13 protein-coding genes are annotated in these 14,693 nt (G+C 58.2%); 8 read left to right on the top strand and 5 right to left on the bottom strand.

The window, feature by feature from the left end; genetic code table 11:
- The first annotated feature begins 13 nt into the window (after positions 1–13).
- The 4 genes from GHN92_RS12690 to GHN92_RS12675 are packed head-to-tail and all read left to right on the top strand — an operon-like array spanning position 14 to position 6,329.
- The gene (locus GHN92_RS12690; protein WP_153380308.1) at positions 14–1,756 is read left to right on the top strand and encodes a type I secretion system permease/ATPase; all 1,743 of its coding nucleotides are present in this window, start codon (positions 14–16) and stop codon (positions 1,754–1,756) included.
- Positions 1,757–1,773: 17 nt separating this feature from the next.
- Positions 1,774–3,084, top strand: coding sequence for an HlyD family type I secretion periplasmic adaptor subunit (locus GHN92_RS12685; protein WP_256666461.1), 1,311 nt, complete (start codon positions 1,774–1,776; stop codon positions 3,082–3,084).
- A 13-nt stretch (positions 3,085–3,097) separates the two neighbouring features.
- On the top strand, positions 3,098–4,453 hold the full coding sequence (locus GHN92_RS12680; RefSeq protein WP_095038920.1) for a TolC family outer membrane protein: 1,356 nt from the start codon (positions 3,098–3,100) through the stop codon (positions 4,451–4,453).
- Between the two features lie 25 nt (positions 4,454–4,478).
- The gene (locus tag GHN92_RS12675; protein ID WP_095032137.1) at positions 4,479–6,329 is read left to right on the top strand and encodes a polyurethanase; all 1,851 of its coding nucleotides are present in this window, start codon (positions 4,479–4,481) and stop codon (positions 6,327–6,329) included.
- Positions 6,330–6,391: 62 nt separating this feature from the next.
- Here GHN92_RS12675 and GHN92_RS12670 read toward each other — a convergent pair whose 3' ends face one another.
- The gene (locus tag GHN92_RS12670; protein WP_153380305.1) at positions 6,392–8,026 is read right to left on the bottom strand and encodes a methyl-accepting chemotaxis protein; all 1,635 of its coding nucleotides are present in this window, start codon (positions 8,024–8,026) and stop codon (positions 6,392–6,394) included.
- A gap of 283 nt (positions 8,027–8,309) precedes the next feature.
- On the opposite strand from GHN92_RS12670, the gene GHN92_RS12665 reads away from it, so the two are divergent.
- Both GHN92_RS12665 and GHN92_RS12660 read left to right on the top strand, forming a co-directional pair.
- Positions 8,310–9,140 carry an undecaprenyl-diphosphate phosphatase gene (locus GHN92_RS12665; protein WP_095019896.1) on the top strand — a complete coding sequence of 277 codons (831 nt, stop codon included), beginning with the start codon at positions 8,310–8,312 and terminating at the stop codon, positions 9,138–9,140.
- The gene (locus GHN92_RS12660) at positions 9,137–9,553 is read left to right on the top strand and encodes a DUF1294 domain-containing protein (RefSeq protein WP_372239744.1); all 417 of its coding nucleotides are present in this window, start codon (positions 9,137–9,139) and stop codon (positions 9,551–9,553) included. The genes GHN92_RS12665 and GHN92_RS12660 overlap by 4 nt, the downstream gene beginning before the upstream one ends.
- Here the strand turns inward: GHN92_RS12660 and GHN92_RS12655 are convergent.
- Positions 9,542–9,886 (bottom strand): MmcQ/YjbR family DNA-binding protein, encoded by a 345-nt coding sequence (locus GHN92_RS12655; RefSeq protein ID WP_095018561.1) that lies wholly within the window; start codon positions 9,884–9,886, stop codon positions 9,542–9,544. The genes GHN92_RS12660 and GHN92_RS12655 overlap by 12 nt on opposite strands.
- A 5-nt stretch (positions 9,887–9,891) precedes the next feature.
- The gene (locus GHN92_RS12650) at positions 9,892–10,800 is read right to left on the bottom strand and encodes a LysR substrate-binding domain-containing protein (RefSeq protein WP_095000157.1); all 909 of its coding nucleotides are present in this window, start codon (positions 10,798–10,800) and stop codon (positions 9,892–9,894) included.
- 126 nt (positions 10,801–10,926) lie between these two features.
- Between GHN92_RS12650 and GHN92_RS12645 the strand changes: the two genes are divergently transcribed.
- Positions 10,927–11,538: an FMN-dependent NADH-azoreductase gene (locus tag GHN92_RS12645; protein WP_095000158.1), complete on the top strand. Its 612-nt coding sequence runs from the start codon at positions 10,927–10,929 to the stop codon at positions 11,536–11,538.
- A 138-nt stretch (positions 11,539–11,676) separates the two neighbouring features.
- Positions 11,677–12,747: a dienelactone hydrolase gene (locus tag GHN92_RS12640; protein WP_153380301.1), complete on the top strand. Its 1,071-nt coding sequence runs from the start codon at positions 11,677–11,679 to the stop codon at positions 12,745–12,747.
- A gap of 2 nt (positions 12,748–12,749) precedes the next feature.
- Here GHN92_RS12640 and GHN92_RS12635 read toward each other — a convergent pair whose 3' ends face one another.
- A complete protein-coding gene (locus GHN92_RS12635; RefSeq protein WP_095000160.1) occupies positions 12,750–13,139 on the bottom strand; it encodes a tail fiber domain-containing protein in 390 nt (129 codons plus the stop codon).
- 147 nt (positions 13,140–13,286) lie between these two features.
- Positions 13,287–14,474 carry an MFS transporter gene (locus GHN92_RS12630; protein WP_095000161.1) on the bottom strand — a complete coding sequence of 396 codons (1,188 nt, stop codon included), beginning with the start codon at positions 14,472–14,474 and terminating at the stop codon, positions 13,287–13,289.
- Positions 14,475–14,693: the final 219 nt, after the last annotated feature.

The following is a 14,693-nucleotide window of genomic DNA, read 5'->3' as shown; positions in this document are numbered from 1 at the left end:
TCAAGGACGATTCATGAGGCGATTGAAAAACAGCACCGTTGCGCCGTTGATACATGCACTGGCTGACTATAAGAGCATTCTGGTCAGCGTGGGCTGCTTTACTGCCCTGATCAATATATTGATGCTGGTGCCATCGATTTATATGCTCCAGGTGTATGACCGGGTACTGTCGTCACAGAACACAACAACGCTGGCCATGCTGTCATTCAGGGTGGTGGGTTTTTTCATCTTTATCGGGATGCTTGAAACGGTCCGCAGTTTTATTGTGATCCGCATCGGCAGCCAGCTGGAGCGCAGGTTCAACCAACAGGTGTACCGCGCCGCGTTCGAGCGCAACCTGTTCAGCGGCCAGGCCCACGCCGGGCAGGCATTGGGGGATTTGACCCTGATCCGCCAGTTTGTCACCGGTCCGGCGCTGTTCGCCTTCTTTGATGCTCCGTGGTTTCCCGTCTATTTGTGCGTGATCTTTCTGTTCAGTCCCTGGCTCGGTCTTATGGCGACGTCTGGGGCACTGCTGCTCATAGCCCTGGCGTGCATCAATGAGGTGATGACGCGCAAGCCCCTGAGCCAGGCCAGCCTGTACTCCCAACAATCCAGCCAATTGGCTACCAGCCACCTGCACAATGCCGAGACCATTCAGGCCATGGGCATGCTGGGTGTGTTGCGCCAACGCTGGTTTAACCTGCATTCGCGATTTCTGGCCGAGCAAAACAAGGCCAGTGACACCGGTGCAGTGATTGGTTCGGTGAGTAAAACCTTGCGCTTGTGCCTGCAGTCACTGGTGCTCGGCCTGGGTGCCTTGCTGGTGATCAACGGTGATATGAGCGCGGGCATGATGATTGCCGGTTCGATTTTGATGGGCCGTGTGCTGAGCCCCATCGATCAGTTGATCGCTGTCTGGAAGCAATGGAGCTCGGCAAAGTTGGCCTATCAACGCCTGGACAGTCTGTTGCGCGAGCATCCGCCCAGTGAAGACAACATGCAGCTGCCAGCCCCCATGGGTCAGGTGAGCTTTGAACAGGTCAGTGCGGCACCGCCGGGACAGCGCCTGCCCACCTTGCATCAGGTCAGCTTTAGCCTCAATGCAGGCGAGGTGCTCGGTGTGCTGGGCGCGTCGGGTTCGGGCAAGTCGACCCTGGCGCGGGTGCTGGTAGGCGTCTGGTCGACGCTGGCGGGCACGGTGCGCCTGGATGGCGCGGACATTCACCAGTGGAACCGCGATCAATTGGGCCCACATATCGGCTACCTGCCCCAGGATATCGAGCTGTTCAGCGGCAGCATTGCCGAGAATATCGCCCGCTTTCGTGAAGCAGATCCCCGGCAGGTGGTCGCTGCGGCGCAGCAGGCCGGGGTTCACGAGATGATTTTGCGTTTGGCGCAAGGTTACGACACGGTTCTGGGTGACGAGGGCAGCGGCCTGTCGGGCGGGCAAAAGCAGCGGGTCGCTCTGGCGCGTGCCTTGTATGGCAATCCGCGGCTGGTGGTGCTGGATGAACCCAACTCCAACCTCGATGCCGTCGGTGACGCAGCCCTGACCCGGGCCATTGCTCACCTCAAGGCGCAGGGCTGCACCGTGGTGCTGGTGACGCACCGTTCGGCGTCGCTGGCCCAGGCCGACAAACTGCTGGTACTCAATGAAGGTCGCTGCCAGGTGTTCGGACCAAGTGCCGAGGTGCTCAAAGCCTTGTCCGGGGCCCAGCAGCAACACGCCGCGCCGCAGGCGGCCAGTATCAACCGTCAGAGTGCTGACGCATGAGCAAGGACGCTGGATTGATGAATGACCACAATCAACCGCCATTGCGCGAGCGCGGGGCGGGATTTTACGTGCGGGCAGGCTGGGTGCTGACCCTGGTCGGAGCGGGCAGCTTTTTTCTCTGGGCCAGCCTTGCACCGCTGGACGAAGGCATACCTGTACAGGGTACGGTGGTGGTCTCGGGCAAGCGCAAGGCAGTGCAGTCGTTGGGGGCCGGGGTGATGAGCCAGATTCTGGTGCGCGAGGGCCAGACAGTACGTCAGGGCGAGGCATTGTTTCGACTGGACCAGACCCAGGTTGAAGCTGACGTGCAATCCTTGCGCGCGCAGTACCGCATGGCCTGGGCCAGCCAGGCGCGCTGGCAAAGCGAGCGTGACAACCTGGCACGGGTGAGTTTTCCGCCGGAATTGAGTCTGGACCCTGACCCACGGCTGGCCCTGGTACTGGAGGGGCAGGAGCAGTTGTTCAGTAGCCGGCGCGAAGCCTTTGCCCGTGAACAGGCCGGGCTCAAGGCCAGTGTCGAAGGCGCAACCCGGCAACTGGACGGTATGCGTCGTGCGCGCAGCGATCAAATAGCGCAGGCCGACTCCCTGCGCCAGCAGTTGAGCAACCTGCGCCCCCTGGCTGAAAAAGGGTATATCCCGCGCAATCGCCTGATGGAATACGAGCGGCAGCTGTCACAGGTGCAGCAGGATCTGGCGCAGAACGCCGGTGAAAGCGGGCGTATCGAGCAGGGTATTGTGGAGTCGCGGCTCAAACTGGCGCAGCACATCGATGAATATCAGAAGGAAGTGCGTAGCCAACTGGCCGATGCCCAGCTCAAAACCCTGACCCTGGAGCAGCAACTGACTTCGGCCGGGTTTGACCTGCAGCACAGTGAAATCTCTGCGCCAGCTGATGGCATCGCAGTCAACCTCAGCGTGCATACCGAAGGCGCGGTGGTGCGGGCGGGCGAAACCCTGCTGGAGATCGTGCCGCAGGGCACCCGCCTTGAGGTCGAGGGACGCCTGCCGGTGCATCTGGTGGACAGGGTGGGCAGCCAGTTGCCAGTGGATATTCTGTTTACGGCATTCAATCAAAGCAGCACACCGCGTGTGTCGGGGCAGGTCAACCTGGTTTCAGCCGACCAGTTGCTCGATGAAAAAACCGGCATGCCGTACTACGTGCTGCGCAGTTCGGTGAGTGATCAGGCGCTGGAGAAACTCAACGGGTTGGTGATTAAACCTGGCATGCCGGCCGAGATGTTTGTACGCACGGGCGAGCGTTCGCTGCTCAATTACCTGTTTAAACCGCTGCTGGATCGCGCAGGGTCTGCGTTGACTGAGCGCTAGGATGCTGCCATTTATGAAAATAGCTTCGATGTTGGGCCTGGGCCTCGCGCTGTGGGCGGGCCTCGCAGCCAGCGCACAGGCGCTGGGGCCGTTTCAGGTATATGAACAGGCCTTGCGCAATGATCCCGAGTTCCTCGCCGCCATCAAGGCGCGGGACGCGGGCCTGGAGAGTCGTAATATTGGTCGTGCCGGGCTGCTGCCCAAACTCTCGTACAACTACAACAAAGGCCGCAATAACTCCCAGGCCACCTATTTGAATGAGCGTGGCAATACCCACGACGACCGTAACTACAACAGTTATGGCTCGACCTTGACCTTGCAGCAGCCATTGATCGATTACGAGGCGTACGCCAATTATCGTAAAGGTGTGGCCCAATCGCTGTTTGCCGATGAGACATTTCGCAGCAAAAGTCAGGAACTGCTGGTGCGGGTGCTGACCCATTACACCCAGGCGTTGTTTGCGCAAGACCAGATCGACAATGCCCGGGCCAAGAAAAAAGCCTATGAGCAGCAGTTTCGGCAAAACGAGCACATGTTTCGCCAGGGCGAGGGCACCCGCACCGACATTCTTGAAGCCGAGTCGCGTTACGAGCTGGCCACTGCCGAGGAAATCCAGGCCCATGACGAGCAGGATGCGGCCTTGCGCGAGCTGGGCGCGTTGATTGGCGTGGCCACCCTGGATATCGATGAGCTGACGCCATTGACCCGCAGTTTCAGCTCATTGCCGCTGGAACCGGGGAGTTTCTCGAGCTGGCATGAAATGGCACTGGAGAGTAATCCGATACTGGCGTCGCAGCGTGAGGCGCTGGAAGTGGCAAGGTACGAAGTTGAGCGCAACCGGGCAGGGCATCTGCCCAAACTCAATGCCTATGCCAGCGTGCGAAAGATGGAATCCGACAGTGGCAACACCTACAACCAGCGCTACGACACCAACACCATCGGCATTGAAATCAGTGTGCCGCTGTATGCAGGGGGCGGGGTGTCGGCCTCGGTGCGTCAAGCCAGCAGCAATCTGGCCCAAGTGGAGTACGAGCTGGAAGGCAAAACCCGTGAAACCCTTATTGAACTGCGACGCCAGTTCAATGCCTGCCAGTCGGGCGTGAGCAAACTACGGGCTTATCAAAAAGCGCTGATTTCAGCCGAGGCGCTGGTCGTATCGACCCGTCAGAGCATTCTGGGCGGGGAGCGGGTCAACCTCGATGCGCTAAACGCCGAGCAGCAGCTGTACAGCACGCGGCGTGACCTTGCGCAAACCCGTTACGACTATCTGCTGGCCTGGACCAAGCTGCATTTTTACGCAGGCACCCTGGGCGCGCAGGACCTGGCACGGGTCGATGAAGCGTTTATCGCGCCGGGGCAAGCATATTGATTTGATCAACGAAGAGAGAAAAACCATGGCAGTGTTTGACTACAAGGATGTGGGTTCCAGCGTATCGGCAACACAGTTCAAGGATGCGATGGCAATCATGCTGTACAGCTATCACAACCTGGACAACGGCTTTGCCGTGGGTTACCAGCAACATGGCCTTGGCACCGGGCTGCCTGCCACACTGGTCAAGGCCTTGCTCGGCGGTACCGATGCCCAAGGGGTAGTGCCGGGGATTCCCTGGAACCCCGATTCGGAAAAGCTTGCCCGCGAGGCGGTCGAAAAAGCCGGGTGGACCCCTATCAGTGCAGAACAGTTGGGCTACACAGGCAAAGTCGATCAGCGCGGGACTTTTTTTGGTGAAAAAGCCGGCTACGGCACTGCCCAGGTGGAGATCCTCGGCAAGTACGCAGCCGATGGCCAACTGACTTCCATCGGTATCGGTTTTCGCGGCACCAGCGGACCGCGTGAGTCGCTGATTAGCGATTCCATCGGCGATGCCATCAGCGATTTGCTGGCAGCGATCGGGCCTGCCGATTACGCTAAAAACTACAGCGCCAACGCGTTTGACATGCTCCTGGGCAAAGTGGCGACCTTTGCCAGCGCGCAAGGGTTGAGCGGCAGCGACATACTGGTCAGTGGCCACAGCCTTGGCGGCCTGGCCGTCAACAGCCTGGCGGACCTGAGTGGCGATCATTGGGCGGGGTTTTATCGCGACTCAAAGTACATAGCCTTTGCTTCACCCACCCAGAGCGAAAGCACCGACAACGTGCTCAATATCGGCTACGAGAACGACCCAGTGTTCCGTGCCCTCAATGGTTCGGATTTCAATCTGTCGTCGCTGGGCGTGCATGACGCGCATCAGCCATCCGCCACCAACAATATTGTCAGTTTCAATGATCACTACGCGTCCACCGCGTGGAATCTGATGCCCTTTTCGATTGCCAATATTTCGACCTGGATCACCCACTTGCCCAGTGGCTATGAAAGCGGCATGACGCGGATTTTCGACTCGGCGTTTTATGACCTGACCGAAAAGGACTCGACCATTGTGGTCGCCAACTTGTCCAGTCCGGCACGGGAAAACACCTGGGTCCAGGACCTCAATCGCAACGCCGAACCGCACAAGGGCAGCACCTTTATCATAGGCAGCGACGGTAATGACTTGATTCAGGGGGGACGCGGCAATGACTTCCTGGAAGGTCGCGACGGCAATGACACCTTCCGTGACAGTGGCGGCTACAACATCATTCTGGGTGGCAAAGGCGTCAATACGCTGGACTTGCAACAATCGTTGAGCCGCGTGGATGTGGTCAATGACGGGCAGGGCGCCTTGTATGTGCGCGATAGCCACGGCGGGATCACTATTGCCCGTGATATCAGTTTCCTGATAACCGAAGAGCCCGCCTGGCTGGGCCTGACCCACCGCGAAGTCAGCCATCGAGTTGATGATCAGGGGCTGTGGGCCGGCAAAGACCGCACTGATTACACTCACTCGGTCAAGGCAGGGGCTGCGGACAGTACCCTCACGGCCGGTGAGCAGGGTGACTGGCTGCTGGGGCAGGGCGGCAACGATCACTTGATCGGTTTGCACGGCAATACGGTGTTTGTTGGCGGCGCAGGCAATGACCTGCTGGAGTCGGCAGGCGGTAATAACACCTTTGTGTTCAGCGGCCATTTTGGCAACGACACGCTGCTGGGCTACCAGCCCAGTGACAAGTTGGTATTCCTGGGGGTGGATGGTGGCTACAACGCGGACTACCGGGCCCATGCCAGCGCGACGGGGCATGACACCGTGCTCAGCTTTGGCAGCGACTCGGTGACCCTGGTGGGTGTAGGGCTGGCCTCCCTGGCGAGCACGGACATTGTCATCGCCTGACGGCGAGTTGCAAGGGGCAAGCTTCAAGCGTGCTGCTTGTCACTTGCCGCTTGCGGTTGCCTCTAAACCTTAAACTGACGTAACAGCCCATTGAGCTGCACGCTGAGCTCCTTGAGGTGGGCACTGGCAGCGCTTGATTGCTCTGCCGCCAGGGCGGTGCCTTGGGACAGCTCGGCGGCCTGGGTCACATTCAGGTTGATGTCTTCCACGACATGGGCCTGTTGCAGGGTGGCGCTGGCTATCGAGGCATTGAGGTCGTTGAGGTTGCTCAGGGCCTGGCCGATGCTGGTCAGGCTCTGCCCGGCCTGGGTGGCCTGTTCGATGGTCAGCTGCGAAGCGCGACTGCTGCTGCCGATCACGTTGACGGCGGCTTCCGAGTGTTTTTGCAGGCCTTCGATCATGGTCTGGATTTCGGCCGTGGATTTTTGCGTGCGCTGGGCCAGTAGTCGAACCTCGTCCGCCACCACCGCAAAACCCCGACCCTGCTCGCCGGCGCGGGCTGCTTCGATCGCAGCGTTGAGGGCCAGCAGGTTGGTTTGCTCGGCAATCGAGCGGATCACTTCAAGCACGCTGCCAATTTCGCTGCTTTGCGTGGCCAGGGTGCGGATCACCTCGACGGCCTGATGGATGGTGGCAGACAGCTGGCCGATCTGTTCCAGGCTGGTATCGATATTCTGCTGTCCAAGCTCGGCTTGTGACTGCGCACCGCGCATTTCGCTGGCTGCGTGCTCGGCGTTTTTCGCCACGTCTTGCACGGCGTAGGTGACTTCGTTGATCGCCGTGGCCACCTGATCCATTTGCAGGGCTTGCTGTTGGCTGCGTTGTTGCGCGTCGCTGGCGTCACTGCCCAGTTCCGTGGAGGACTGGTCGAGTGCCGTGGCAGTGGCCTGTAAATGGCTGATCACATTGCGCAGCTTGGCGGTAAAGGCATTGAAATGATGGGCCAGTAAAGTGACCTCATCACGGCCGTGGGTATCCAGGCTTCGGGTCAGGTCGCTTTCACCACTGGCGATATTGGCCATGGCCTGCACGGCCTCTTGCAGCGGTCGCACGATGCTGCGAGCAATCAGGGTCACCAGCAGCGCCATGATCAACGCGATGCCAAGGCCAGCCCAACTGGCTTTCCAGGCTTGAGCGCGGAACTCGGCCTGCATGTCGTCGATATACACGCCCGAGCCTATTACCCAGCCCCACGGCTCGAACAGTTGTACATAAGAGGTTTTTTGCACAGGCGCTTCGGCGCCCGGTTTTGGCCAGCGGTAGTCCACCATGCCTGAACCTTTGCTTTTGGCCAGGCTGGCCATCTCGTTGAAAATCGCAAAGCCGTCCGGGTCCTTGATGGCCGACAGGTCTTTGCCATCGAGTTTGGGGTTGGTGGGGTGCATGACCATATAAGGGCGCAGGTCATTGATCCAGAAATAGTCATCGTGGTCATAGCGCAGCTGGCTGATCACGGTCAGCGCCTGCTGTTGCGCGGCTTCACGGCTCAAGCTGCCGGCAGCTTCCAGGCCCTGGTAATAGTTGAGTACCCCGCTGGCCGCTTGTACCACGTGCCGGGTTTTCTGGGCTTTACCTTCATACAAATCGTCATGTATCTGTTTTAGCATCAGCAATCCCAACGCCAGCAGCATGGCCATGGCCACAATCAAGATCAGCCATAAACGTCGGCTGATGGATAACCCGCGCAGGGTATTCATAAAGGCTCACTCCTGGTTTTTCTTCTTGTGGTGATTCACAGAACAACTTTTTTCAGACTTGCCTGTCAGACGAGACCGAGCTCATGTCATAGCAGCGAAAGTGGAACGTGTCTGATAGGATCTCGGCCGAAATTGGCAAAGCTTCATCTTTATTGATTTCTGACAGTTTTTTCACAGCGCGTCGGGGCGCATGTCGCACTTTTATCCTGCTCCGGGGCCGTGGCTGCAACACCTTAATCAAGACTAATCAGCTCTGCATGAGGCAGGGCTTTATGGGGGAATAATGGATCTTTGGACTGCCGCTCAGGCGTTGATTTTGGGCGTCGTTGAAGGCTTGACGGAGTTTTTGCCGATCTCGAGTACGGGCCACCAGATTATTGTGGCCGACTTGCTCAACTTTGGCGGCGAGCGGGCGATGGCATTCAACATCATCATCCAGTTGGGTGCGATTTTGGCTGTGGTCTGGGAGTTTCGCCGCAAGATCATCGATGTTGTCGTTGGTTTGCCCACCAAGCCCGAGGCACGTCGTTTCACCACCAACCTGATTATCGCGGTGATGCCGGCGGTGGTGCTGGGGGTGATTTTTGCCGATGTGATCCACGAGTACCTGTTCAACCCGATTACCGTGGCCACGGCCCTGGTGATTGGCGGTGTGATCATGCTGTGGGCCGAGCGCCGCCAGCATGTGATTCGCGCTGAAACCGTGGACGACATGACCTGGAAAGACGCAGTTAAAATCGGCTTTGCCCAGTGCCTGGCGATGATTCCCGGCACTTCGCGCTCGGGTTCGACCATTATCGGCGGCCTGCTGTTTGGTCTGTCGCGCAAAGCGGCCACCGAGTTCTCATTCTTCCTGGCCATGCCGACCATGGTCGGTGCTGCGGTTTACTCCGGCTACAAATACCGTCATCTGTTCCAGCCTGACGACCTGCCAGTATTCGCGATCGGTTTTGTCACCTCGTTTATCTTCGCCATGATCGCAGTACGCGCCTTGCTGAAGTTTATTTCCAATCACAGCTATGCCGTTTTTGCCTGGTATCGTATTGGTTTTGGCCTGTTGATCCTGGCCACCTGGCAGTTCGGCTGGATTGACTGGACGGCAGCTGCAGCGTGAGGAATGGGCATAACGGCGCACTGGTGCGTGGCTTGAAGCTCAAGTTGCTGGTATTGCTAGTGCTGTGTGCCTTGCCGATTGGTGGCTCGGTGAGCGTGTTGCTCACCGAGGGCAGCCCGCTGCCGTTGCTGGCCTATGCAGTGGCCAGCCTGCTGGCGTTCGGCCTGTACCGCTACGACAAGCAACAGGCCGCAGCTGGCCAGTGGCGCACGCCGGAGAAAATCTTGCACGGGGTTGAGCTGCTGGGCGGTTGGCCAGGGGCACTGGTGGCGCAACAAATGTTTCGCCACAAAACCCGCAAATTGTCTTATCAGCTGTTGTTCTGGTTGATTGTGGCTGTGCATCAGGTGGTATGGATCGACGTCCTGTTCCTGAACAGGTCGTTTCTCCAGCTGTTGCGGTTACAGCAGTAAACCGATCTGACGTTTTTTCGCCAGTTTTCCCACCACCAGTTGGTGGGAACGGCGCAACAGGTCCTGCAGCTCTTCAGCGCCCATCGGATAAGGTGCTTGCATATTGATCCAGTACGCTCGCGCCAGATAAGGCGACGGGCGTATACCCGGCCGATCGATGTAGCCCAGAAACAGTTCTTTCTCGACCTTGAACGAAAGCCCGTTGCTGTTGAGGTTGAACAGGGCAAACATCTTGCTGTCGTCGATAAAAAAAACCTCGACCCCACCCCATTTCACTGCTTCCTGAGCGCCCGGCAGGTTTCGGCAGAATTCGGCTACATCCTGTTTGGTCATTGCGGTCATAGCAGTTTGTCTCCACAGCTTTCGAATGACTCAACCAGGTGGTCGATCCAGGCCCGCACGGCCGGTATCACCCCGCGTCTGTGGGGATACACTGCGTGCAGCCAGCCACCGGGCAGGGTCCATTTGGGCAATAGTTGAACAAGCTGGCCGTCTTGCAGCTCCTGCTCGCAATACATCATGGGTAACACGGTGAAACCCAGGCCGGCCAAGGTGCAAGCTTTGCGCACGATAAAATCGTCAACCCCCAGGCGTGCTTCAAGCACCAGGTTGCAGCCCTTGCCGTGCTCGTCGAGCATGCGCAAGTGAACCATGCGATCGGCCTCGAGCGCGCCCAGCAGCGGGATTTTTTTCAGGTCTTCAGGGCTATCAACCGGCCAATTACGGGCAAATTCGGGGGTGGCTACCATCACGGTGCGGGCCTGACGCAGGCGCCGCGTGACCAGCGACGGGTCTTCATCGCCTTCTTCGCGCACCCGTAAGGCCACATCGATGCCGTCGGTGACCAGATCGACGCGACGGTTGAGCAGGTTGACCTCCAGCTGCACCAGGGGATAGGCCTGCAGAAAGGAACTGATCACCCCGGGCATAAATTCATGGGCCAGCCCCACAGGGCACGACACTCGCAAGGGGCCGCGTGGCTCGCTGGACATGCTGGCAACGGCTTCGTCGGCCATTTCGGCTTCCAGCAACATGGCCTGGCAATGGCGCAGATAACGCTCGCCCACAGCGGTCAGCTTGAGCTGACGTGTGGTGCGCTGCAGCAAGCGGGCGCCCAGACGCTCTTCAAGTTCGGCCACGCGCCGCGACAGACGTGACTTGGGGATGCCCAGCAATCGTCCGGCAGCAGCGAAGCCACCGGATTCGACCACCTTGGCGAAATAGTAAAGGTCGTTAAGGTCTTGCATGGCGTGCTCACTGTCCTGCAGGTGGGACGAACTATCGCATAATGGCCAACTTATCGTCGATTGCTTTCATTGGTAGTATCCCCTCCATCGAGATCGCCCAGAGGCGGTCATCATCTGGAGATCACCATGAAACTGTTGCATATCGATTCGAGCATTCTGGGCGACAACTCGGCATCCCGTCAGTTGAGCAGCGAAGTGGTCAAGGCATGGCAGGCTGCTGATCCACAAGTAGAGGTCAGCTACCGCGACCTGGCCGCTGAAGCCATTGAACATTTCTCGGCCGCCACCCTGGTGGCTGCCGGTACTCCGGCCGAGCTGCGTGATGCGGCACAAAAACACGAAGCCCAGTTGAGTGCTGACACCCTGGCCCAGTTTCTCGCGGCTGACGCGGTGGTGATTGCAGCGCCGATGTACAATTTCACCATTCCAACCCAGCTCAAGGCCTGGATTGACCGCATCGCAGTTGCTGGCCAGACCTTTCGTTATACCGAAGCCGGCCCTGTAGGGCTGTGCGGCAACAAGAAAGTAGTAGTGGTATCGACCTCCGGTGGCCTGCATGCGGGTCAGGAAACCGGCGTAGCTCACGAAGATTACTTGAAAGTGATGCTGGGCTTCATGGGCATTACCGACGTCGAATTTGTCCGCGCCCACGGCCTGGCCTATGGCGACGAGGTACGCAGCAAAGCCATGAGCGATGCACATGCGCATATCAAGCAGGATCTGTTCAGCGCAGCGTAAGCAATCTCAGGCGCAGCACTGTCTAAACTCTGTATTCTGGTCTTTGTAAAAGGATCGGGGTACGGAGTTTTTTGCGTCTGGCCCGGGTTGTGCAGAGTGTGATGCTGTCGAGCAATGCACCGTTGAAGGTGAGCCTCCATGATGCGTCTGTGTGCGGTACTGGTGTTGTTGATCGCAGGTTGCCCTGTCATGGTGCAAGCTGAGCCCGTATACCCCTGGAGCGTGGGTTTTCATCGCCTGAGCTTTCTCGATCCGCTGGACGATCAGCCCATGCGCGCCATTGCCTTTTATCCTTCCACGGATCCCGAAGGCGTCAGCAAGATGGGCAGCTACGAAGTGCAAGCCACCGAAGGCGCGAAAATCGCCATGGGCCGTTATCCGCTGCTGATGCTGTCCCATGGAAACACCGGCACGCCACTGGCGTTGCATGACCTGGCCACCTCATTGGCGCGCAAGGGGTTTGTAGTAGTCGCCGTGCTGCACCCTGGCGACAATTACAAGGATCACAGCCGTCTGGGCACACTGAGTAACCTTTATGGGCGGCCGATGCAAATATCTGCTGCGATCAGCGCGACTCTGGCCGATCACGATTTGTCACCCTATGTGCAAGACGATCAAGCAGGGGTCATCGGTTACTCGGCAGGGGGCGAAACGGCGTTGATCCTGGCCGGCGCCCAGCCTGACCTGGATCGACTGCGCCGCTATTGCCAGGAACGCCCTGAAGACCGTGATGCCTGTACTACCAAGGGCGAGTTGATCGCCGATCGTGATGACTTGGTCGCTGTCTCGGACCCTCGCGTAAAAGCCCTGTTGCTGATGGCGCCTTTGAGCCTGATGTTCGGCCGGCAAACCCTGGCTGATGTGAATGTGCCTGTGCTGCTGTACAGCGGTGACAACGATCAGTTGGTGTTTCCCGATAAGAATGCCGATGCCCTGGCGCGCAAGCTGCCCGTGGAACCTGAGTTCAAGATGATCCCCGGTGCCGGGCACTTCGTCTTCATGGCGCCCTGCAGCGACGAGCAAATGGCGGTTATGCCCGGTTTATGCACGGATGCTCAAGGGGTTGATCGAGAAGACATCCATCGTGACCTGATTTATGAGGCGGGGAGGTTTTTCAGCAAGGTCCTGGAACCTGCAGCACAGGGCAGAACCGCTTCAACCGACCACCAGACTTGCCCTGTTGGCCGGTTGGGCGCTCGCCACTGTTAGTTCTATTTTTGCGCGGCTTCAAGTTGTTTGATACGCGCATCCATTTCGCGCACTGATTCGATCAGGGGGGCGACAAGTTTCTCGTAGTCGACGCGTAACTGATTGTTATCCTCGCGCACCAACTGCGGATAAACTTTTTGTACGTTTTGGGCAAGAACGCCGATATCTTTACGGCCACCGTCCTTCCAGTCGAAAGTTACGCCCTGAATTTGCAGTAACGTGTCAGTGGCATTTTTCATTGGCTGAATATTGGTTTTAAGGTTCGCATCACTGAACGGGCAGCACGGCCATCCCGGCGGGAAGTCATAAAAATCTTTGGACTCCGCGTGGGCTGTTGCTTGCAGGCCCATGAACAAAAAAGGTACTGCCATTATCGTTAGATACTTTTTCATATGATACTCTGCAGTGTTATCCAAAATAATTGGTATTACAGCGCAGAAAATAATATCCCTAAGTGCTCTTCGCACAATGATGGCTAAACGATTTAACTTTTTCCGATTATTACTGAGCGTAATCAGTTCGCCATGTCAGAAGAAGTTTTAACGCGTTTTTCGGTTTGACAACCAAACGCTCAACAGTAATCCCAGAATGCACATCACCGCTGCACTGAAGAATATCCACGGGTACCCCATGTTCAGCGCAATAACCCCCATGATCGGCCCCGCGATGGCCAGTGCCAGGTCAAAAAACACGGCATAGGCACTTAACCCGGCGCCGCGGCTGGAAACAGGCACTTGCTTGACCGCTTCGACACCCAGGGCCGGGTACACCAGGGACAAGCCAAAGCCGGTCAACCCTGCCCCTGCCAGGGCAAATGCGGTGCTGGGTGCCAGCCACAGCATGACCAGCCCCAGCGTTTCGATGCTCATGCAGGCAATCGCCACGTTGTAGCCACCAAAGCGGCTGATGCTGTTGGTAAAGATCAGGCGGCCCAGGATAAAACACACACCAAATACTGACAGGCAATACGCAGCCCCGTCCCAGCCCTGGTCAATATAAAACAGGGTGATAAAGGTGGTCAGCGTGCCATAGCCAATAGAGGCCAGGGTCAGGCTGATGCCATAGGGAGCAATCAGGCCAAACACTGACCAAAAGGGCAGGCGCACGCCAGCGACCGCCGGGATTGCCGGTTTTTTGCGAATCAGCCCCAAGGCTGCCAGCGCCAGCAGCAACAGGGTTACACCCAGCATGGCAAAGCCCAGCCGGTCGACCATCACCACGCCCAGAGGCGCGCCAATGGCGATCGCGCCATAGGACGCAATGCCATTCCAGCCGATAGCTCTGGCGGTATGTTGAGATCCCACCTGGGCAATGCCCCAGGTGATGGTGCCGACACCGATCAGGCCCTGGGCAATGCCGAGAAATACCCGGCCGACAATCAAAACGCCCAGGCTCAACAGTGGCCAGTCTTGCAGCGCTACGGCCAGGGACGTGAGCACGCCGCTGATGGCGATGCCGGTCAAGCCATACACGATGGCGGGCTTGGTGCCGATGCTGTCGACCAGTCGCCCGGCTGAGGGGCGGCTCAGCAGGGTGGCCAGATACTGCGACGCAATGGCCAGCCCTGCGACGATCGCACTGAAGCCCAGTTGGTCATGCACATAGCTCGGCAAAACGGCTATCGGCAAGCCAATACAGATAAAGGCAATAAAGGTGTAGAACACGATCGACAGGATCTGCAGGGTGATCGACAGGGAGCTTGCAGGGGAAGGGTGTTGCGCGGGCATTAGCGGGGAGTCCGGCTGGCGATCGGTAACCGACATGATGGCGCGGCCCCGGGATAAAAGAAAGCAGGCTAACGGTAATATTGGCCCACGCACACAGCCTGTGGGAGCGGGCTTGCTCGCGATAAAGGCGCTGCGCTGTATCAGGCCTCACGCGAGTGGCTAAAGGCCAGAAACGAAAAACCCCATCACCAGGACGGGGTTTTCGTTATAGCTGATCAG

The organism is Pseudomonas sp. FSL R10-2964, assembly GCF_009600035.1.
GTDB classification, from domain to species: domain Bacteria; phylum Pseudomonadota; class Gammaproteobacteria; order Pseudomonadales; family Pseudomonadaceae; genus Aquipseudomonas; species Aquipseudomonas bubulae.
This window is presented reverse-complemented; position numbering and strand designations above follow the sequence as displayed.